Annotated in this window: 21 protein-coding genes and 1 riboswitch; of the genes, 13 read left to right on the forward strand and 8 right to left on the reverse strand. The window is 68.6% G+C overall.

The genetic code is table 11. The annotated features are described in order from the left end of the window. Window positions 1-114: 114 nt before the first annotated feature. Window positions 115-1167 (forward strand): LacI family DNA-binding transcriptional regulator, encoded by a 1053-nt coding sequence (locus tag NFU08_RS01940; protein WP_251420288.1) that lies wholly within the window; start codon window positions 115-117, stop codon window positions 1165-1167. On the opposite strand, the gene NFU08_RS01945 is transcribed toward NFU08_RS01940, so the two are convergent. From NFU08_RS01945 to NFU08_RS01960, 4 genes are all read right to left on the reverse strand, one after another. Further along, window positions 1142-1480, reverse strand: a complete 339-nt coding sequence (locus NFU08_RS01945; protein ID WP_251420289.1) for a multidrug efflux SMR transporter — start codon at window positions 1478-1480, stop codon at window positions 1142-1144. The genes NFU08_RS01940 and NFU08_RS01945 overlap by 26 nt on opposite strands. Continuing rightward, window positions 1480-1803, reverse strand: coding sequence for a multidrug efflux SMR transporter (locus NFU08_RS01950; protein ID WP_251420290.1), 324 nt, complete (start codon window positions 1801-1803; stop codon window positions 1480-1482). The genes NFU08_RS01945 and NFU08_RS01950 overlap by 1 nt, the downstream gene beginning before the upstream one ends. Before the next feature lie 9 nt (window positions 1804-1812). Beyond that, window positions 1813-1878: riboswitch (guanidine-III (ykkC-III) riboswitch) on the reverse strand. Between the two features lie 143 nt (window positions 1879-2021). Further along, entirely contained in the window at window positions 2022-2552 is a 531-nt protein-coding gene (locus tag NFU08_RS01955) for a ferritin (RefSeq protein WP_174175192.1), read from the reverse strand. An 86-nt stretch (window positions 2553-2638) separates the two neighbouring features. Beyond that, on the reverse strand, window positions 2639-3820 hold the full coding sequence (locus tag NFU08_RS01960) for an ROK family protein (protein ID WP_251420292.1): 1182 nt from the start codon (window positions 3818-3820) through the stop codon (window positions 2639-2641). 127 nt (window positions 3821-3947) lie between these two features. Between NFU08_RS01960 and NFU08_RS01965 the strand changes: the two genes are divergently transcribed. From NFU08_RS01965 to NFU08_RS01990, 6 genes are all read left to right on the forward strand, one after another. Beyond that, complete coding sequence (locus tag NFU08_RS01965; protein ID WP_174175187.1) at window positions 3948-5279, forward strand: ABC transporter substrate-binding protein; 1332 nt, start codon at window positions 3948-3950, stop codon at window positions 5277-5279. A 101-nt stretch (window positions 5280-5380) separates the two neighbouring features. Continuing rightward, window positions 5381-6199 (forward strand): carbohydrate ABC transporter permease, encoded by an 819-nt coding sequence (locus tag NFU08_RS01970; RefSeq protein WP_104186466.1) that lies wholly within the window; start codon window positions 5381-5383, stop codon window positions 6197-6199. Then, window positions 6196-7080 carry a carbohydrate ABC transporter permease gene (locus NFU08_RS01975; RefSeq protein ID WP_251420304.1) on the forward strand — a complete coding sequence of 295 codons (885 nt, stop codon included), beginning with the start codon at window positions 6196-6198 and terminating at the stop codon, window positions 7078-7080. The genes NFU08_RS01970 and NFU08_RS01975 overlap by 4 nt, the downstream gene beginning before the upstream one ends. A gap of 23 nt (window positions 7081-7103) precedes the next feature. After that, window positions 7104-8192, forward strand: a complete 1089-nt coding sequence (locus tag NFU08_RS01980; protein WP_174175183.1) for an ABC transporter ATP-binding protein — start codon at window positions 7104-7106, stop codon at window positions 8190-8192. Beyond that, on the forward strand, window positions 8189-9553 hold the full coding sequence (locus NFU08_RS01985; RefSeq protein ID WP_251420306.1) for an MGH1-like glycoside hydrolase domain-containing protein: 1365 nt from the start codon (window positions 8189-8191) through the stop codon (window positions 9551-9553). The genes NFU08_RS01980 and NFU08_RS01985 overlap by 4 nt, the downstream gene beginning before the upstream one ends. Window positions 9554-9556: 3 nt before the next feature. Next, a complete protein-coding gene (locus NFU08_RS01990) occupies window positions 9557-10900 on the forward strand; it encodes a Gfo/Idh/MocA family protein (protein WP_251420316.1) in 1344 nt (447 codons plus the stop codon). Here the strand turns inward: NFU08_RS01990 and NFU08_RS01995 are convergent. After that, window positions 10890-11498, reverse strand: coding sequence for a HutD family protein (locus tag NFU08_RS01995; protein WP_251420318.1), 609 nt, complete (start codon window positions 11496-11498; stop codon window positions 10890-10892). The genes NFU08_RS01990 and NFU08_RS01995 overlap by 11 nt on opposite strands. A 121-nt stretch (window positions 11499-11619) precedes the next feature. Here NFU08_RS01995 and NFU08_RS02000 point away from each other — a divergent pair, with 121 nt between their 5' ends. Together NFU08_RS02000 and NFU08_RS02005 are read left to right on the forward strand one after the other, a co-directional pair. Continuing rightward, window positions 11620-12231, forward strand: coding sequence for a phosphoribosylanthranilate isomerase (locus tag NFU08_RS02000; protein WP_251420320.1), 612 nt, complete (start codon window positions 11620-11622; stop codon window positions 12229-12231). Between the two features lie 82 nt (window positions 12232-12313). Then, window positions 12314-12715: a YccF domain-containing protein gene (locus tag NFU08_RS02005; RefSeq protein ID WP_104186460.1), complete on the forward strand. Its 402-nt coding sequence runs from the start codon at window positions 12314-12316 to the stop codon at window positions 12713-12715. A 24-nt stretch (window positions 12716-12739) separates the two neighbouring features. Here NFU08_RS02005 and NFU08_RS02010 read toward each other — a convergent pair whose 3' ends face one another. From NFU08_RS02010 to NFU08_RS02020, 3 genes are all read right to left on the reverse strand, one after another. Then, window positions 12740-13126, reverse strand: coding sequence for a VOC family protein (locus NFU08_RS02010; RefSeq protein WP_174175175.1), 387 nt, complete (start codon window positions 13124-13126; stop codon window positions 12740-12742). A gap of 84 nt (window positions 13127-13210) precedes the next feature. Next, on the reverse strand, window positions 13211-14020 hold the full coding sequence (locus NFU08_RS02015; RefSeq protein WP_251420322.1) for a 2-phosphosulfolactate phosphatase: 810 nt from the start codon (window positions 14018-14020) through the stop codon (window positions 13211-13213). Further along, complete coding sequence (locus tag NFU08_RS02020; RefSeq protein ID WP_251420325.1) at window positions 14017-14886, reverse strand: DUF4031 domain-containing protein; 870 nt, start codon at window positions 14884-14886, stop codon at window positions 14017-14019. Before NFU08_RS02020 ends, NFU08_RS02015 begins: the two co-directional genes overlap by 4 nt. Before the next feature lie 255 nt (window positions 14887-15141). On the opposite strand from NFU08_RS02020, the gene NFU08_RS02025 reads away from it, so the two are divergent. The 4 genes from NFU08_RS02025 to NFU08_RS02040 are packed head-to-tail and all read left to right on the forward strand — an operon-like array spanning window position 15142 to window position 18278. After that, window positions 15142-15549, forward strand: coding sequence for a molybdopterin-binding protein (locus NFU08_RS02025; protein WP_174175169.1), 408 nt, complete (start codon window positions 15142-15144; stop codon window positions 15547-15549). Window positions 15550-15590: 41 nt separating this feature from the next. Then, a complete protein-coding gene (modA, locus tag NFU08_RS02030; protein WP_251420635.1) occupies window positions 15591-16328 on the forward strand; it encodes a molybdate ABC transporter substrate-binding protein in 738 nt (245 codons plus the stop codon). 25 nt (window positions 16329-16353) lie between these two features. Then, complete coding sequence (locus NFU08_RS02035) at window positions 16354-17235, forward strand: ABC transporter permease (RefSeq protein WP_251420328.1); 882 nt, start codon at window positions 16354-16356, stop codon at window positions 17233-17235. Continuing rightward, window positions 17232-18278 (forward strand): sulfate/molybdate ABC transporter ATP-binding protein, encoded by a 1047-nt coding sequence (locus tag NFU08_RS02040; protein ID WP_251420331.1) that lies wholly within the window; start codon window positions 17232-17234, stop codon window positions 18276-18278. Before NFU08_RS02035 ends, NFU08_RS02040 begins: the two co-directional genes overlap by 4 nt. The last annotated feature ends 117 nt before the right edge of the window (window positions 18279-18395 follow it).

The raw sequence follows: 18395 nt of genomic DNA on the forward strand, positions 1-18395 counted from the left end.
CACGTCAACGGTTTGCTGAAAATTTCACGCTTTGTTTTCATGCCACGTGTACTCCTGTGTCCGTACACTGGGAAGCACGAGACCTCCGGAATGCTGTTCCGGCGAAGGAGCACCATGAGTATGACCGGGAGCGGGACGGAACCCGCCGCGGCCGAGCGGCCGAAACTGGAAGACCTTGCACGGAAGGTCGGCGTCAGCATCGCCACGGTGTCCCGGGTGGTCAATGGGCGGAAAGGCGTGTCCCGGGAGGTGCGCCAGGCCGTTCTCGCTGCCATGGACGATCTCGGGTACGAGCGGCCCGACCGCACCCGCAGCGCAGCCAGGGGGCAGGTGGGAATCATTGTCCCCGACCTCACCAACCCGATTTTCCCGGCCATCGCCCAGGCGGTGGTCTCCCTCCTCTCCCAGGAGGATTTCATCCCCGTTATCTGTGCGCTGCCCGGCGGAGGCCGTTCAGAGGACGAGTACATCGAGATGCTCGTGGCGCAGGGGGCAGCCGGCATCATCTTCATCTGCAGCGCCCACGCGGACGGCCAGGCCAGCCTGGAGCGCTACCACCGGCTGCGCGGCCGGGGCATCCCGTACGTCCTGGTCAACGGCCCCCGCCCTGAGCTCGGGGCGGCCTCGGTGTCCAATGACGACGCCGCCGCGATCAGGACGGCGGTCCAGCACCTGGCCAGCCTGGGACACCGGAAGGTGGGGCTTGCAGTCGGCCCGCACCGCTTCATTCCCAGCCGGCAGAAACTGGCAGGTTTCCGGACCGCGCTTGCGGACTATCTGGGCGTCGACGATCCCGCACTCCACACGGCCACGAGCATGTACACGGTGGAGGGCGGCCAGAGCGCGGCCAACGAGCTCCTTGACTCCGGCCACACGGCGATCGTGTGTGCATCAGACGTCATGGCGCTGGGGGCCATCCGCGCGGCACGGGCCAGGGGGCTGCGGGTGCCTGAGGACGTATCTATCGTGGGCTTTGACGACTCAACGCTGATGGCCCTCACAGATCCGCCGCTGACGACGCTCCGCCAGCCGGCCGCCGCGATCGCCCACGCTGCAGTCCATGCGCTCGCAGCCGAAATGGCCGGTGAGCAGTCCACGCGCTCGCCGGTGGTCCTGGGGTCCGACCTTGTCCTGAGGGGTTCTACCGGTCCTGCGGCAGCGCCTTGAGGCCGGCGGCGCAGCCAACGATCCCGGCAATGAACACAACCTTCAGCACGCTGAACGGCTCCACGCCGGTGGCCATCGCCCAGCCCACCGTCAGCGCGGCGCCGATGCCCACCCACACGGCGTAGGCGCTGCCCAGCGGAATGGTGCGGATGGCCCAGCCCAGGCCCAGCATGCTCAGGGTTGCCGTCACGGCGAAAACAAGGGTGGGGACGGGCTGGCTGAACCCGTTGGACAGTCCCAGCGCGGTGGCCCATACGGCTTCGAGGACGGCCGAGGCCAGCAGCACCAGCCAGGGGAGCGAACGCCGCAGCATTACGCCACCACCTTCAGGCCAACCACGCACACAGCGATGCCGGACAGCAGGAGGAGGCGCGCCGCCGTCGGGCGTTCCGCCTTGGTGACGATGGCGTAGGCGGAGGTCAGCACCACGCCCACCCCGACCCACACTGCGTAGGCGGTACCGGTGGGGATGGACTGCATCGCGATGGCCAGGCCGCCCGTGCTCGCGGCGACAGAGACCAGGAAGAGCGCGGCGGGGGCGAGGCGCTTCCGCCCCGAAGCCTGGAAAGCGCGGTGCAGGGATGCGGCCCAGACTGCCTCGAGCGCCCCGGAGAGAAGAAGTATTAACCACGACATGGCAGATCCTTTGGCCAGTCTTGTCGCGTTCCGGGTACTGAACCGTCGTCCGGAGGCCCAGGTGCGGAGCCTTGGTTTCCAGAGTAGCAACGCACGACGGCGGCGGGCAGGTTTGGTGCCCAACCTCACCAGGTGCCCTCCCGCCCAACTAGGTAGCAGCAGATGCTCTTTTGGGGGCTCAATCCGACATCTGCTGCGACCCAGTTGGGCCGCGGCGGTTAGAGCGCCCCGCCGGCAGCCTCGGGGGCGGAGGAGTCCCGGCCGCCGTCACCGATGGTTTCGCGGGCAATGAAGTTCTCGATATCGAACAGGTTGTCCGCGCGCTCTGCGATGTTCAGCAGGGTGGTCATGGACGCCACTTCCTCCACCTGCTCCTTCAGGAACCACAGCATGAACTGCTCGCCCAGGGCATCGTTTTCGCCGCGGGCAGCCCGGAACAGGTCCTCGATGTTGCGGGTGACTTCCTTTTCCTGCTGAAGTGCCAGGGCCAGCGGCTCGGTGACGGAGGCGAAGTCGTTGCGGACAGCCGGAACGCCGGGAATGGTGAAGGGGATGTCCCGGTCAAGCATGTACTGCACCATCATCATGGCGTGGTTCCGTTCCTCCACGGACTGGCGGTAGAAGTAGCGCGCCAGCTGGGGGAGGTCCTGGTTGGCGAACCAGGTGGCCACGGCAATGTACTGCTGCGACGCGGTGAACTCGTTGCCGATCTGGGTGGACAGGAGTGCATTGAACGATGAAGTGGTCATAGCCCGAGTCTAGGGACGGCCCGGGTGGGCCACCAGTGTGGAAAGGCTCTGCTTCTGCAAGGCAAGGCTGCCCTGTGACAAATTACTCAGCCGGCCCGCTGCGCCAGCAGCTGTTCCACCCGCTCCGGCGCGTAAAGGCTCTCCTCCACGAGCTTGCACAGTCCAACAGCCGTGGCCGTCCGGCTGTCCGCGGAGACAACCTCAAGGTCCACCAGGGAAGGTTCAAAGGCGTCGTCGAGGATCTGCTGCCGGCAGGCCGCCAGGAAATCCGGAAGCACGCCTACCAGTCCGCCCACTGCGATCCGGCCGGGATTCAGCGTCCCCACCGTCGCTGCGAGCGCACGCCCCAGTACCCGCCCGGCTTCCGTGACGGCGGAGCGCACGGCGGGATCGCTGCCGCACGCATCAACGAGCCGGCGCAGGGTGCCGTAGCCGGCAAGATCCGGTTCCGCGAGGAGCGCACGTCCGGACGCCGCTGCCGCGAGGCAGCCGTCCCGGCCGCAGCGGCAGCGGCGGCCCGCGGCCTCGGGAATCCGCACGTGCCCGATGTCCCCGGCGGCACCGTGGGCGCCGCGGACCAGGGCTCCCCGCACAATGATGCCGGAGCCGACGCCGGTGCTGACCTTCACTGCCACGAGGGACTCGAGCGGCTCCCGGACCTCGCCGACCGCCATCGAGCGGGCATCATTTTCCAGCAGGACCGGGCAGTCGAGCCTCGCCTCCATAACGTCCTGCAGGCGCTGCAGGTCCCAGTGGGCCAAGACCGTGCGTTCCAGGCCCAGCCGGTGAAGGGGGTCCACCGGGGCAGGCAGCCCCACCCCCGCTCCCACCGGCTGCCGCCCGTCGAGGAGCCGCAGGGACTCCTCGATGACAGCGCCGGCCACGCCTTCCTGGGGCTGGCTGATCTCGACGGGCAGCCGGGCGGAGGCCACGATGTCCCGGCCCAGGGACAGGAGGTGGATGCTGGCGTGGGTGTGCCCGATCTCGATCGCGAGGACCAGCTTGTTGCGGTCATCGAAGCGGAGGGCCCGGGGCGGCCTGCCGCGCTGGGAGCGCAGCGGCGTGGATTCATAGACCAGGCCCGCAGCGAAAAGGGCGTCCAGCCGCTCATAAAGGGTGGACCGGGCCATGCCGGTAATGTCCAGCAGGTCCGCCCGGCTGTATCCGGCGGTGCTTGACCGCAGGAGCTGGAGGACGTGGCCGGCGCTGGTGGCAGGACCCGCGGGAGGCTGGCCTGAGCCCCCGACGAGCGTCCTCTGCTGGGTCATCCTGCCCGCTTCCTTTGCGTAGGTGGCCTGCCCGCGCCGCGGCCTGGCCATTGACGTGATCTAGATCACACAATTATGATCGATCACCAGACAAAAATACTATCTGCCCTCGCAGCAGGAGGTTCCAATGTCGGATCTTGCCCACCGTGACCTCAGCCGGCGGACCATGCTGAAGGGAGGGTTGATGGCCCTGGCCACCGGCCCCCTGCTGGCAGCCTGCGGCGTGAACACCAGCGGGAGCGGAGGGGAAGGGTCGGTCAACTTCCTTTCCACCCAGTTCTCCCCCGTGGAGGAGAGGCAGAAATATGAAGCCACGCTGAAAAAGTTCGCCGGCGATATCCAGGTGGCCTACAACCCCGTGGACACCGGCATCTTCAACACCACCCTGAAGTCCCAGCTTGCCGCAGGGAAGGTTGAAATAGGCATTGCAGCGGGCCTGCACAGCGACCTCATCCCCTTCGCGTCCCAGTTCGAGGACCTCAGCTCCCTGACCAGCGACCTTTCGTCTGCCGGCTATTCCGATGACCTGCTGGAGCTGGCAAAGCTCGGAACGGATTCTCCCCGGTACATCCCGTGGATCCAGGCGACGTATGTGGTGGCGGTCAACAAGAAGGCGCTGGAGTGGCTGCCGTCTGGCGCCGACGTCAACAACCTCACCTACGAGAACTTCCTGGCGTGGGCCCAGGCAGCCAAGGCGGCGAACGGGGGGCGCCCTGTGTTCGGCATTCCCGCCGGGCCGAAGGGCCTTCACCACCGCTTCTACCAGGGCTTCCTGCTCCCAAGCTTCACCGGCGGGCAGATCACCACGTTCCGCAACGCCGATGCCGTCACCGCCTGGACGTACATGCGCGACCTGTGGGCCAACATGAATCCGGCCTCCGCCAATTACGACTTCATGCAGGAGCCGCTGGGCAACGGGGAAGTCCTGGTGGCGTGGGACCACGTGGCACGCCTCATCAACGCGGTCCAGGACAAGCCCGACGACTGGCTGATGGTGCCCGCCCCGTCCGGTCCGAAGGGCAAGGGCTACCTGCTCGTCGTCGGCGGCATGGCCGTCCCCCAGGGTTCGCCGGAAAAGGACAAGGCCTTCGAGCTGATCAAGGCATTGTCGAAGCCGGAGGCGCAAATCGAGACGCTGAAGTCCAATGCTTTCTTCCCGGTGGTGGAGGCGGATATTGGAAGCGACCTCCCGGGCGGTATCGCCCTCGAGGCCAAGGCCGTCAAGGCGCAGCAGGAAGCTCCGGACGCCATCCTTGCGCTCCCGCCGGTGGGCTTGGGCGACAAGGACCCGCAGGTCTCGCAGCTGTTCAAGAACTGCTTCCAGGAGATCTGCCTGAACAACGCAGACGTCAAGGCGACGCTGGACCGCCAAGGGGCGGAGCTGGCCAGCATCATGGACACGCTGAATGTTCCCTGCTGGGCCCCGGATCCCGACGCTGACCAGTGCAGGGTTGCGTGATGGCTTCCCCGGACGCACCCGCTGCCGTAAGGCCCCGGCCCCGGCCCCGGCCCGCAAGGCCGCGCGGCCGGCCGCCGCGGAGGAGCGGAACCTCGGCGGCAATGCTGCTGATTGCCCCGTCCATCGTTTTCATGACCCTGCTGTTCGGCTGGCCCATGGTCAGCGGCATCCTCCAGGCGTTTGGCGGCCCGGAAGGACTGACGACGGCGAATTTCACCCGGATGGCGCAGGACCCCTACTTCTGGTCTTCAGTGGGCAACACCCTGCTGCTGATCGTGGTGATGATTCCGATCCAGTTCGTCCTGGCGCTGGCCATGGCCCTGCTGATCCGGGCCAAACCGCGCGGGTCCTCGGTGTACTTCTATATCTGGGCCATCCCCCTGGCGGTCAGCGACCTTGCCGCCGGCCTGGTGTGGCTGACGGTCTTCACGGACCGCGGGTACCTGAACTCCGTGCTTGCCTCCGTGGGCCTTGAGCCGGTCTCGTGGCTCGCCTACGACAACTACGCCTCCATGTTCATGGCCGTGCTGATCGCGGAAGTCTGGCGGGCAACGTCACTGGTGTTCGTGATCGTCGTTGCCGGTCTGCAGTCCATTCCCAAGGACTATGAGGAGGCGGCCGGCGTCTTCGGGGCCGGCTTCTGGGACCGGCTGTGGCACGTGACCCTGCCGCTGTTGCGTCCCAGCCTCCAGACCGCGCTGATCCTGCGGACCATCCTGGCCTTCCAGACCTTCGCGGTGGCACTGGCCCTCACCGGGCAGAACTTCCCGCTGGTGGTCGGCGAGACCTACCGCTGGTACACCGGGCTCCAGGACGCCAACGTGGCGTCCGCCCTGGCCCTGGTGGTGATGGCTGTGTCCATGGTCACCGCCGTCGGATACCTCAAGCTCCTGAAAGACCAGTCGGAGGCCCCGCGATGAGCCACGCCACCACCAACAAGGCAACGGCCCCGGCAGACCGCCCGGTGCCGGAGGTGGACCGCAGGCCGCTGGCTAGGCGGCGCCGGAACCGGATCCTGCTCCAGGTGGGCTGCATCCTCATCACGCTTTTCATGGCGCTGCCGATCTACCTGATCGCCCTGTCCGCCACCTCCAGCAGGGCGGCCCTGCAGGAGTTCCCGCTGAGCTTCATCCCGAACAATTTCTCCCTTGAGACCATGCAGACGTTCCTGCAGTCCACGGGTATCCTGGGCGGCCTCATAAACTCCGTCCAGGTGGGCATCTTCACGCTCCTGCTGTCCCTGATCATCGGCGTCCCGGCCGGTTACGCGGTGGCGCGTTTCGCCTTTCCCGGCAGGGACCCGTACCAGCTTTTCCTGCTCTTCACCCGGGCCCTGCCCATCGTGGTGCTTTCCGTGCCGCTGGCCCAGCTCTTCCTCCAGACAGGGCTGTATGACAGCGTCCTGGCCGTCGTCCTGCTCCACACAGCACTGGCACTCCCCACCACCATCCTGATTACCTCCTCGGTGTTCCTGGGTGTGCCGCGCGACGTCGAGGAAGCCGCCCGCATCTTCGGCTGCAGCCCGGTGCAGGCCTTCCTCAAGGTGGTCATGCCCATGGCCATCCCGGGCATCGCGGCGGCCTCGATCTTCACCTTCGTGATGTCCTGGAACGAGGTGCTGGGAGCGTCGATCCTTACCCTGAACCAGCGCACCCTTCCGGCCCAGGTCCTCAGTTCCCTCGCCGAGTCACCGCTGGCCTACCGGTTCGCCGGCGGCTTCCTGCTGGTGATCCCGGCACTGATCTTCATCTTCTTCATGCGCCGCTACCTCACCAACATGTGGGGCTCCACCATCCGCTGAGTGCGTTCCAGAGAGGCTGTTCCATGGCTGACATCTCGATCAAGGGTCTCAAGAAGACCTACCCGGGCAGCACCGAGCTGGCCACCAACAACGTTTCCCTTGATGTTGCCGAGGGCGAGTTCATGGTGCTCCTGGGGCCTTCGGGCTGCGGAAAGACCACCCTGCTGCGCATGGTGGCGGGACTGGACTTCCCGGACGAGGGAAGCATCTCCATTGGCGGCAGGGACGTGACTTACCTGCCGCCGCAGGACCGGAACCTGTCCATGGTGTTCCAGTCCTACGCCGTCTTCCCGCACCGGAAGGTCCGCACCAACATCGGGTTCGGCCTGGTCATGAAGAAGGTTCCCCGGGACGAACTGGAGAAGAAGGTCGCGTGGGCGGCGGACCTGCTCCAGCTGACCCCCTACCTTGACCGGTATCCCGCCCAGCTGTCGGGCGGGCAGCGGCAGCGCGTCGCCGTCGCACGCGCCATCGTCATGGACGCCGACGTCCTGCTCATGGACGAGCCCCTGTCCAACCTCGATGCGCTCCTGCGCCTCGACTTCCGGGCGGAGCTGAAAAAGATCGTCCAGCAGCTGGGCTCCACCACCCTTTACGTCACCCATGACCAGGTGGAGGCCATGAGCCTCTCGGACCGGGTCGCCGTGATGAAGAAGGGGCAGATCGCCCAGCTGGGCCACCCCATCACGGTCTATGAGGAACCCGCAGACCGGTTCGTGGGAGGGTTCATCGGTTCACCGCCCATGAACTTCCTGGAGGGCCGCGTCACCCAGCAGGGCGCCCTGGAAGTCGCCGGCCAAAGTACCGAGGCCCCCGAATTCCTGGCCCGCTCCGCAGCCCGGTCCGGCGGCCTTCCCGTGATGGTCGGAATCCGGGCGGAGAACATCTATCTCGAGGACCGCGGCACGCCGGGAACCCTGGACGCCACCGTGGAAGTCGTGGAACCGCTGGGACACGCCACGCTGCTGACCATGGACCTGGGCGGGCAGACCATCAAAGTGCAGGTGGCCTCCACCGTGCGGGTCTCCTCGGGGGAAAAGGTGGGGCTGCGCTTCGACCAGGCTGCAATCCGGTTCTTCGACACGGAAACCCAGCTTGGATTGACGGCATGAGCCAGGCGCCGGAAGGGAACAGCGGAGACAGCTATCCAATCCGCACCCTTGAGGAACTGGGGAGCCGGGCAAGGGACGTCCTGGCAGCCAACGACATCGGCACCATGGTCACGGCGGCGCCGAACCTCTACCCGCACATGTGGAGCTGGGATGCCGCCTTCGTGGCCACCGGCCTCTCCACCGTGAGCGTGGCCCGCGCCCTGCAGGAGCTGGACTACCTCGTGGCCGCGCAGTGGAAGAGCGGGATGATCCCGCACATCGTGTTCTCCGACGTCCCCGGCTACTTCCCCGACGTGGACCGTTGGGGGACCCGCGGCGTTTCGCCGGAGGGCGTGCAGTCCAGCGGGATCTGCCAGCCGCCGGTCCACGCCACCATGCTGCGCCGCATCGTGGAACGCGCGACGGCGGCCGGCGGCGAGGATGCCAGGCTCGCGGAGGAATTCACCCGGCGGACCCTGCCGCACTGGATCGACTGGCACGCCTGGCTCCGGAGCGCCCGCGGCGGGGACGGCTCTGGCCTGCTCACCATCTACCACGGCTGGGAGTCCGGGATGGACAACTCGCCGCGTTTCGACGGCCCGTACTCCAGGGTCCAGCCCGGCGACATGGAGCCGTTTGTCCGCACGGACACGCTCAAGGTCACCGACCACAGCCAGCGACCCAGCGACGAGGAGTACAGCCGCTACCTGTGGCTGGTGCAGCAGATGGCCGCCGTGGGGTTCGACGACGCCCGGCTGCCGGCGGTGATGTCCTTCCAGGTCAAGGATGTCTTCATGTCGGCGATCTTTGCCGCGGCCAGCGAGGACCTTGCCGTGCTGGCTGAACAGTTCGGCCTGCCCGAGGAAGCGCCCCAGCTGCGGCAGTGGGCCAGGGAATTCCGCGACGGCGTCGACGCCACCGTGGATGAGGAGACCGGACTGGCGCGGGACAGGGATGTGCTGACGGGCGAATGGATCGGACCGCCCACCATCGCCGGGTTCGCACCCCTGGTTTCCACCGCGGACCAGGCCCTCCTCGACAGGCAACTGGAGATCTTCGAGGGGCCGGACTGGAGCGGAGACCCTCGCCTGGCCTTCCCGCTCCCGGCCTCCACGTCCACCACGTACGAAGGATTGAAGCCCCGGCAGTACTGGCGGGGACCGGTGTGGCCGGTGATGAACTGGTACCTGGCCCACTGCCTGCGCAGGCGCGGCGACGGGAAGCGCTACCACCAACTGCGCGAGGCCTCCCTCGCCCAGCTCATGGAGGGCCACTTCGGTGAGTACTACGAACCCTTCACCGGTGAACCGCTGGGCAGCATGGACCAGTCGTGGACAGCGGCCGTGGCACTGGAATGGCTTGCCGATCCCGGGAACGGCTGACCCGTGGGCGCCCTGCCGCAGGGGCTCCCCGTAAACGACGGCGACAGCGCGGCCGGCAGGCACGCAGGCACGGTGCGCCTCCTCATCGCCGGCGCCGGAGCCAGGGGCGCCGCGTACGCCCGCCTCGCCGCCGCCACCGGCCGGGCCACCGTGGTGGGCCTTGCCGAGCCGCGCGCCGAGCTGCGCGGCCCCCTGGCGAAGGAACTCGGTGTCCCGGACAACGGGGTTTTCGACAACTGGCAGGCGATGCTGGCCGGCCGCCTGCCCGCCGACGGCATCATCATCGCCACACCGGACCGTGAACATGCGGGCCCCTTCGCAGCAGCCGCAGCCCACGGCTACCAGATCCTCCTGGAAAAACCCGTCGCCGCCGACCCCGCAGGCTGCGCCGAACTTGACCGCCTCAGCCGTGAAACCGGCACCAGGGCAACGGTCTGCCACGTGCTGCGCTACACCCCGCTGACGGCACTGCTCAAGCAGCTCCTGGCCGGCGGGGCAGTTGGCCGCATTATCTCCGTCCAGCACCTGGAGCCCGTTGGTTTCTGGCACTTCGCGCATTCCTACGTCCGCGGGAACTGGCGCCGCGAGGAGAACTCAAGTCCGTTCCTGCTGGCCAAGTGCACGCACGACGTCGACTGGCTCTCCTTCATCATCGGCAGCAGGCCCCTGCGGGTATCCTCCTTCGGGCAGCTGGCCCACTTCCGTCCCGAGGGGGCGCCGGAAGGCGCAACCCGGCGCTGCACCGACTGCCCGGCTGAACCAAGCTGCCCCTACTCCGCACTGAAGATCTACGGCGCCGGGCGGCCATCGAACGGCGGCAGGCCGGACCCGGCACGGGCGTACTTCGCCGACGTCGTGGATCCGGGTGGCACCCCCGAATCACTGCTGCACGCCCTGGCCACGGGCCCCTACGGCCGCTGCGTCTATTTCTCGGACAACGACGTCGTGGACCACCAGGTGGTGAACATCGAATACGAGGACGGCACAACCGCCGCGTTCACCGCCACGGCCTTCACCGCCGCGGGCCCCCGGCGGACCCGCATCTTCGGCAGCCACGGAGAGATCACCATCGAAGCCGGAGCCATCTCCGTCTACGACTTCCTGACCGGATCAACAACTGTCCACCCCGTGCCCGCCGCCGTGCCGCAGGTCCGGGGCGAAAAGCACGAAGGCGGCGACCGCGGCCTCATCTCCGCCTGGGTTGCGGCGCTCGCCGGCGGGGACTGGTCAGGAGTGGTGTCCGGACTGGACGAGTCCCTGGTCAGCCACGCCGCCGTCTTCGCCGCCGAGGAAGCGCGCCGGAACCATGCCGTAGTGGACGTCGGGCGCTTCAGCCTCAGCCAGTAATTTCATCGATGGACACAACGGCCAGGAAGCCGCGGCCCAGGACCTCCGGGGAACCGCTGTCCGAGCCCACCACGGCGTCGTAGCGGTCAAGGGCCACCGGCCCCAGCGCCCCGGACCCGGCAGAGGCAGCGCCAGGGGCGGCAGGGGAAGAGGCAGTCGCCTGGCCCTGCAGCAGGACGCCCAGCTGGCCGGCGAAAAGGGGATGGGCCCGTTTCTTCGAGAGCTCAATGATGGACGTAAAGCCCTTGTACTTCCCGGCCCGGGTGATGACGTTGAGGTTGCGGACGTCCCCCGTGGGGAGGGCGCAGGTGGTCTCGGCCCCGCCGGGGAACCGGAACGCGCGGTACTTTTCGAGGGGATGTTCAGCGCCATCCACGGTAAGCAGCAGGAGCTCGCCTTCAACCACGGTGAGCACCCGCTCCATTCCGGGAAACGGCGAGAACTCCCCGGCCTTGCCCACCTCGGCGATGCTGACCCGCCAGTCCCACCCGCCGTCGTGTCCGGAGTCGACGCCGGAATGGCCCGCGATCTGGCGTGTTACCCCACCGCCGTTGCGCCACGGTTCAGGTTTAAGGTCGGCAAAGCGGATGATCTCCATCTGTTCAGCCTAGTTGCCCGCCCGGCGGCGGTGTGCAGGCGGCAGGGTGTCGGCAGCTCCCATCCTTCCCTGCTACTCTCCTCCGGGGGGACAACACGAAAACAGCCTGAAGGAGCCGGGAATGTTCGTCAAAGTGTGTGGTCTCAGCACGCCGGAATCTGTTCGCGAAGCGGTGGCCGCGGGAGCGGATGCGGTGGGTTTCGTCCTCACCGCCAGCCCCCGCGTGGTCTCGCCCTCGCAGGCATCGGCCCTGCTGGCCGAGGTCCCGGAACGGGTTTTGCCGATCGGCGTATTCCGCGACGAGCCCGTTGTTGACGCCGTGGCCATTGCCCGCGCCGCCGGGCTGGAATGGATCCAGCTGCACGGCACGCGCACCCGCGAGGACGTTGCCACCGTGCACGACGCCGGGATGAAGCTGGTCAGGGCCGTCACCCTGAGTGCCACGCCCGAGGAACTGGAGGACTGGGGCGAGGACCTGCTCCTGATCGACGCCGCCGTTCCCGGTTCTGGCGAGGCCTGGGACTACGGTTCGGTGGCCGGCCTCCCTGCCCTGCAGGGACGCAGCTGGCTGCTGGCCGGCGGCCTGGACCCGGAGAACGTGGGGAAGGCTTCAGCTGCCGCCCGCGCCTGGGGCGTGGACGTTTCCTCCGGTGTTGAGGCATCCCGCGGCGTCAAGGACCTGGCCAAGGTCCGCGCCTTCGTGCATGCGGCAAAAGCCGAGTCCACGGTCTAGGCGGCACGGCGGGAGCCGGTTCAGGGGCGTCTCAGGGAAGCCCCTGAGCTGTGTGCCGGCGGACGCGGGGGACAATGGATGAATGAAGACACTGCTCAACATCATCTGGCTGGTTTTTGGCGGGTTCTGGCTCGCGCTCGGATATTTCGCGGCCGGTGTCATCTGCTGCCTGCTGGTCATCACCATCCCGTGGGGCATCGCCTCGTTCCGGATTGCCGCCTATACCCTCTGGCCCTTCGGCCGGACCGTGGTGGACAAGCCCGGCGGCACCGGCGTCTTCCCGCTGCTGGGCAACGTGATCTGGCTCCTGGTGGCAGGTGTCTGGATCGCTATCGGGCACGTGGTCACCGCTTTCGCCATGGCGGTCACCATCATCGGCATCCCGCTGGCCATCGCCAACCTGAAGCTCATCCCGGTGTCCCTGATGCCGCTGGGCAAGCAGATCGTGCCCACCAGCCAGCCGTTCGTCTCCACCTACCGGTAGACGGACCCGCGTCGGGCAGCCAGCTCAGCCGGCAGCCTCGTCCGGCCGCAGGGCGCGCAGCACGCAGAACTCGTTGCCGTCCGGATCAGCCATCACCACCCAGGTAACGTCCGGGCCCTGGCCCACGTCCACGCGCATGGCGCCCAGGCCTTCCAGCCGTGCCACTTCCGCGTCCCGGTCCTCGGGCCGGAGGTCCAGGTGCAGCCGGTTTTTGGCCTCCTTGCGCTCGGGCACCCTAAGGAACAGCAGGTCCGGGACCACGCCGTCCTCCGGGCTGCCCGCCGGTGGTTCGAGCACGATTTCATCGTCTGCCTCGTAGGTCCGACGCCAGCCCAGGGCCCGTTCCCAGAAGCCGGCAGGTACCTGCGGGTTGGTGGAATCGATGCAGAGGGCCTGGATGCGCACAGTCATCCGAGCAGTGTTGCACCCGGGCGCGGCAGCCGTAAAGGTTCAGCCGGAGAAGCCCCGCACCACCGGTCCCGGCGGACGGCATCGTCAGCGCGGACTGAACACCCCGTTGACCAGGAGGGCCACGGCGTCGCTGTCGTCCAGTTCGGCGGCGATATCGACGTCGGCCCCGTAGCCGCCGCCGGCCAGCTCGCGGCCGCTGGAACAGCCGTGGAGCATCTCGCGGAGGCGCGGCTCGGCGGCTTCAAAGGCGGCCATGGCCGCTACAGCCTCCGGCGAGTAGCCGTGCCGGCCGTCCTCCGGCTCGTACCCGCCCTTGCCCGCGGCCACCAGGCCGGCAATGAACGCGCCCGCGCCGATCTGGTCCTCCACGGCTGGCCGGAGTCCCCCGCCGGGCCAGCGCTCGCCGGCGGCAATCACTGCGATGACGGCATCCGCGGGGAGGTTGGCGGCCACCCACTCGGCGGTGGCGGCAGCGTTGCGGAGGCTCACGGCGGCCACTAAGGGGACTTCGCGGGCCAGTTCGTGGCAGAGCGCGGAGCCGTTGGGCGACGGCAGGACCACCCGGTCCAGGGATGCCGCGGCCCGGAAGCTTGCGGGGGAGAGGCTGAGTCCGCCTCCGTCGCGGGGACCTGCCAGGTGCGCGCCGTGGCGTGCGGCGAAGTCCTCAGCGCCGGTGTCCTTCCACGGAAAGGGGAAAACTTCCGCTCCGCGGTCCAGGGCGATGCTGACGCAGGTGCTGAAGGACAGGACGTCCACCACCACGGCAAGGTCCGCGCCGGACGCTACTGTCCTGGCGCCGTCGAGCCCCCACTCCATCCGGACTGCGGAGGGCAGCTGCCGGTGCGCCGCGCTTGCCGTCATGGTGTGGCGGGGATTGGAGGTGGATGCGTTCACGCCAGTTCGCCTTTCAAGTTGCGGTGCGCGGCGTCCAGCCACAGCTCCCGTGCCCTGCCGCTGTGGAACAGCGGGTCCAGTTCCAGCAGGCGGCGCACGACGGCGGTGCGCCCGGCGGCGAAGTCAGCGTCGCCAATATGCGCGTAATCCTGGCGGACGGCCGCAATGTACCGCGCGTACTCCCCAGGTTCCCCGCCAAGGATGGAGAGGTCGGCGTCGCAGAGGAGGGCGCCGTCGTCGTCCCCTTGGTCCGGGCGGTGGTCCGAGGTCAGCCGGACCAGCCGTCCCACCTCGCACACCTCAGCCTCCGGAAGGCCTGCCGCCTGCAGGCGGTCTTCGGCGAGGCGGGCGGACTCCTCCTCGTCCTGGCCGGCCACCCCGCGGTAGACGGCGTCGTGGAACCAGGCCGCCAGCAGTACCGTGCGCGGCGGGTCGGCGGGATCGGTGAGCAGGTCGAGGGACTCGAGGACGGACAGCAGGTGGGTGCAGCCGTGGTACCGGCGGTGCGGCTCGCTCCACCGGTCCAGGAGGTCCAGGAAGAGGGCGTCGTGGCCGGGCATCACGGCGTTCCAGCGGTTCAGCAGCGGAACCTTCAACGACTTGTTGCGCCGGCGGGCGGGAATGCGGAGTCCGCTGGCGATCAGCGTGCGGACCAGGATCCGGGCTTCGACCGGAACGGCACCGGCAGCCACCAGGTCATCGAAGCGGCGCTCCGGGACGTCGTAATGGTCGCCGTCGAACGCCCGCTCGGGGATGCCCGCCGCGGCTGCGAACAAGTGCAGCTCCTCCAGTGACTCATCCGAAACGAGGTGGGAGAAGTGGGTTCCGTGCGCAGGCCACAGCGGCGGGTCGATGAAGATGGCCATGGGGGAAGTCTAATTGGGCCCGAACCCGCGGAGGGGGTGCGCTCCCGCCCGGTTACGTGGTGGCGGCGGCCGGTTTCCGCCCCGGCCCGCCGGCAGCTCCGGCGTGTCCGGGCAGGCAACCGGGCAGGAGCGCACGCCGGGCCGGAACCAGGCAGACTCCGGGCGCCCACCGGAGTGGCGTCCGCCGCCCAAGCCGCGCCGGAAATGCGGCAGCAGGGGGCGCTTTCATCCGTATCTGCGGATTAGACTGACGGCATGAACATTATCCGTGTGGCCGAGGCAGCCCGGTTCCTCGGCGTCAGTGACGATACCGTCCGGCGCTGGACGGAGAACGGGAGCCTCACCCCGGTGAAAGACGACGCCGGCCGGCTGGCAGTCGACGGGCTGGAGCTGGCCCTGCATGCGCAGAAGCTCGCCCAGCTTCCGGACGATCCCCACCGCACGGGGAGCTCGGCCCGCAACCGGTTCGTGGGCCTGGTCACCAACATCACCGCGGACAAGGTCATGGCGCAGGTGGAACTGCAGTGCGGGCCGTTCCGTGTGGTGTCGCTGATGAGCAGTGAGGCCGTGCGGGAGCTGGGGCTGGAACCCGGCTCCGTGGCCACCGCAGTGGTCAAAGCCACCACGGTCATCATCGAAACGCCCCGGGGCAAGGCGCTGTGACGGGGAAACAAAAACTGACGGCGCTGCTGCTGGCGGTTCTGATGACCGCCATGCTGGCCGCGTGCACCGGCAAGGGTGACGCGGACGCCGGCAGTGGCAGCAGCACACTGACCGTGTTCGCCGCAGCCTCCCTCAAAAGCAGCTTCACCGAACTCGCCGAACGCTTCGAAGCGGAAAACCCCGGCACCACCGTCACCCTCAGCTTCGCGGGATCAGCTGACCTTGCCACCCAGCTCAGCCAGGGAGCGCCCGCGGACGTGTTCGCGTCCGCGGACTCCGGCACCATGGCCAAGGTGCAGGAGGCCGGCCTGGTGGACGGCAGACCGCGAAACTTTGCCTCCAACACCCTGGCCATCGCAGTCCCGCCAGGAAACCCGGCAGGCATCCGCTCCTTCGCGGACCTGGCCAAAACCGGTATCAAACTCGTGGCCTGTGCCCCGCAAGTGCCCTGCGGGGCGGCTGCCGCCAGGGTGGCGGACAGTACCGGTACCGTGCTCAGCCCGGTCAGCGAGGAAAACTCCGTGACGGACGTCCTGGGCAAAGTCATCTCCGGTCAAGCGGACGCAGGGCTCGTGTACGTCACGGACGTCCGGTCAGCCGGCGCCCGGGTGGAGGGCATCCCCTTCCCGGAGGCGGCCGCCGCAGTGAACCCGTACCCTGCCGCCGTGCTGGCCGGCAGCCGCAATAAAGCCGCGGCCGGCAGGTTCCTGGACCTTCTGGCTGGCCCCGAAGGCCAGGAGGTCCTGGCGGCGGCCGGCTTTGGACCGGTTCCGGCATGATGCGCATCCACGGGGCGGGCGCCAGGTGACCGGCGGGCACGCGGGCCGCCAGGCGTACACCGGCGTTCCCCGCTGGCTGTATGGGCTCGCAGTCCTCGCCGCCCTGGTGGTGGTCCTTCCGCTCGTTGCGATGGTAGCGCGGGTCAACTGGGCCAACTTCATCCCGCTGGTCACGTCCGCGCCGGCCCTGGCGGCGCTGGGACTGAGCCTGCGCACGGCTGCGGCCAGCACCGCCCTCTGCATCGTGCTTGGGGTGCCGCTTGCGGTGGTCCTGGCCCGGGGCAGGTTTCCGCTGCTGGGGCTCCTGCGCTCGCTGGTGCTGCTGCCCCTGGTGCTGCCGCCGGTGGTTGGCGGCATCGCCCTCCTGTACACGTTTGGCCGGCAGGGGCTCCTGGGCGGGGCGATCGAGGTGCTGGGGCTGCAGATCGCATTTTCCACCACCGCCGTGGTGCTGGCCCAGACGTTTGTGGCCCTGCCGTTCCTGGTGGTGAGCCTCGAAGGTGCCCTCCGGACCGGCGGCCAGAGGTACGAGGCTGTGGCCGCGACGCTGGGGGCGACACCTGGAACCGTCTTCCGGCGCGTCACGCTCCCGCTGGCCTTGCCGGGACTGGCGTCCGGGGCGGTCCTTTCCTTCGCCCGGAGCCTCGGGGAGTTCGGCGCCACGCTTACGTTCGCCGGCAGCCTGCAGGGGGTAACCCGGACGCTGCCGCTCGAAATCTACCTGCAGCGCGAAACCGACCCGGACGCCGCCGTCGCGCTTTCCCTGGTGCTGGTGGCCGTGGCCGTCGCGGTGGTGGCCCTCGCCTACCGGCGCCCTGGCGGCAGGGGCCCGGATGGGAAAGCCGGGAAGCAGGCTTCGGGGGAACGGCCGACGACGGCTCCCGGGGCAGGCGGTGCCCTCACGTGACGTTCTCGTTCCAGGCAGCCGTGGCGGAGCGCGGTTTCGACGTTGCCCTGTCGCTGGGCCCCACGGAAACTGTGGCCGTGATGGGTCCCAACGGCGCCGGCAAGTCCACCCTGCTCTCGGTCATCGCCGGGCTTGTGCGGCCGGACGGGGGGCGGGCCGAGCTGAACGGCCGGACCCTGTTCCATCTGGGGGAAGGGCAGAGGCGGTGGACCGCCCCCCACCACCGCGGGACGGCGCTGCTGGCCCAGGAGCCGCTGCTCTTTCCGCACCTCACCGCGGCTGACAACGTGGCATTCGGGCCCCGGAGCGCGGGGACTCCGAGGCGCCAGGCAATGCAGCAGGCGGCGCGGTGGCTGGACGATGTTGAAGCCGGGGACCTTGCGGCCCGCCGTCCTGCCGAACTGTCCGGCGGGCAGGCGCAGCGAGTGGCGGTGGCCCGGGCTCTCGCCGCGGATCCAGGACTCCTCCTCCTCGACGAACCGATGGCGGCCCTGGACATCCATTCCGCCCCGCTGCTCCGGCGCCTGCTCAAGCGCGTCCTCGCGGACCAGCCGGCCATCATCATCACGCATGACGTCCTGGACGCCTTGATGCTCGCCGACAGGGTGGTCATCCTGGAGAACGGCCGGATTGCGGAGGAAGGCCCCACCCGGGAGGTCCTGCACAAGCCGCGCAGCGCGTTCGCCGCCGGGCTGGCGGGACTGAATTTTGTAGTGGGAACCTCCGCCGGGGACGGCATCCTGGCCGCCCGCGGGCATATTGCCGGCCACAGCGAGGACCCCGTCCCCGCCGGCCGTCCCGCGGTGGCCGTGTTCCCGCCGTCGGCCGTTTCTGTATTCCTCACCGACGCGCACGGCAGCCCCCGGAACTCCTTCGCGGTGGCCATTACGGACCTGGAACCTCATGGGGACCAGATCCGCGTGCGGGGCGGCGGGCTTGCGGCTGACATCACCCCGGCCGCCCTGGCGGACCTCGGGCTGGTCCCGGGGATGACGGTGCACCTTGTGGTCAAGGCCGCAGCAGTGTCCGTCTACCCGCTGTAGGGCTGTCAGCTGCGGGGATGTCCTGCAGCGGGACTGTCCGCTGCGGGGCGAAGCACCCGCCCGCTGAAATAGGGTCTGTCGCCCCTGTCGCCGGCCGCGTAGAGCTGTTTCGCTGTA

Source organism: Pseudarthrobacter sp. NCCP-2145, from assembly GCF_023708005.1.
Lineage (GTDB): Bacteria > Actinomycetota > Actinomycetes > Actinomycetales > Micrococcaceae > Arthrobacter > Arthrobacter oxydans.

Excerpts from the sequence above, each read along its gene's own strand:
- NFU08_RS01940 (WP_251420288.1), top strand. The coding sequence starts at position 115 with ATGAGTATGACCGGGAGCGGGACGGAACCCGCCGCGGCCGAGCGGCCG.
- NFU08_RS01945 (WP_251420289.1), bottom strand. The coding sequence starts at position 1,480 with ATGCTGCGGCGTTCGCTCCCCTGGCTGGTGCTGCTGGCCTCGGCCGTC.
- NFU08_RS01980 (WP_174175183.1), top strand. The coding sequence starts at position 7,104 with ATGGCTGACATCTCGATCAAGGGTCTCAAGAAGACCTACCCGGGCAGC.
- NFU08_RS02000 (WP_251420320.1), top strand. The coding sequence starts at position 11,620 with ATGTTCGTCAAAGTGTGTGGTCTCAGCACGCCGGAATCTGTTCGCGAA.
- NFU08_RS01965 (WP_174175187.1), top strand. The coding sequence starts at position 3,948 with ATGTCGGATCTTGCCCACCGTGACCTCAGCCGGCGGACCATGCTGAAG.
- NFU08_RS02005 (WP_104186460.1), top strand. The coding sequence starts at position 12,314 with ATGAAGACACTGCTCAACATCATCTGGCTGGTTTTTGGCGGGTTCTGG.
- NFU08_RS01985 (WP_251420306.1), top strand. The coding sequence starts at position 8,189 with ATGAGCCAGGCGCCGGAAGGGAACAGCGGAGACAGCTATCCAATCCGC.
- modA (WP_251420635.1), top strand. The coding sequence starts at position 15,591 with ATGACCGCCATGCTGGCCGCGTGCACCGGCAAGGGTGACGCGGACGCC.
- NFU08_RS01955 (WP_174175192.1), bottom strand. The coding sequence starts at position 2,552 with ATGACCACTTCATCGTTCAATGCACTCCTGTCCACCCAGATCGGCAAC.
- NFU08_RS02025 (WP_174175169.1), top strand. The coding sequence starts at position 15,142 with ATGAACATTATCCGTGTGGCCGAGGCAGCCCGGTTCCTCGGCGTCAGT.
- NFU08_RS02020 (WP_251420325.1), bottom strand. The coding sequence starts at position 14,886 with ATGGCCATCTTCATCGACCCGCCGCTGTGGCCTGCGCACGGAACCCAC.
- NFU08_RS01950 (WP_251420290.1), bottom strand. The coding sequence starts at position 1,803 with ATGTCGTGGTTAATACTTCTTCTCTCCGGGGCGCTCGAGGCAGTCTGG.
- NFU08_RS01995 (WP_251420318.1), bottom strand. The coding sequence starts at position 11,498 with ATGGAGATCATCCGCTTTGCCGACCTTAAACCTGAACCGTGGCGCAAC.
- NFU08_RS01975 (WP_251420304.1), top strand. The coding sequence starts at position 6,196 with ATGAGCCACGCCACCACCAACAAGGCAACGGCCCCGGCAGACCGCCCG.
- NFU08_RS01960 (WP_251420292.1), bottom strand. The coding sequence starts at position 3,820 with ATGACCCAGCAGAGGACGCTCGTCGGGGGCTCAGGCCAGCCTCCCGCG.
- NFU08_RS01970 (WP_104186466.1), top strand. The coding sequence starts at position 5,381 with ATGCTGCTGATTGCCCCGTCCATCGTTTTCATGACCCTGCTGTTCGGC.
- NFU08_RS02010 (WP_174175175.1), bottom strand. The coding sequence starts at position 13,126 with ATGACTGTGCGCATCCAGGCCCTCTGCATCGATTCCACCAACCCGCAG.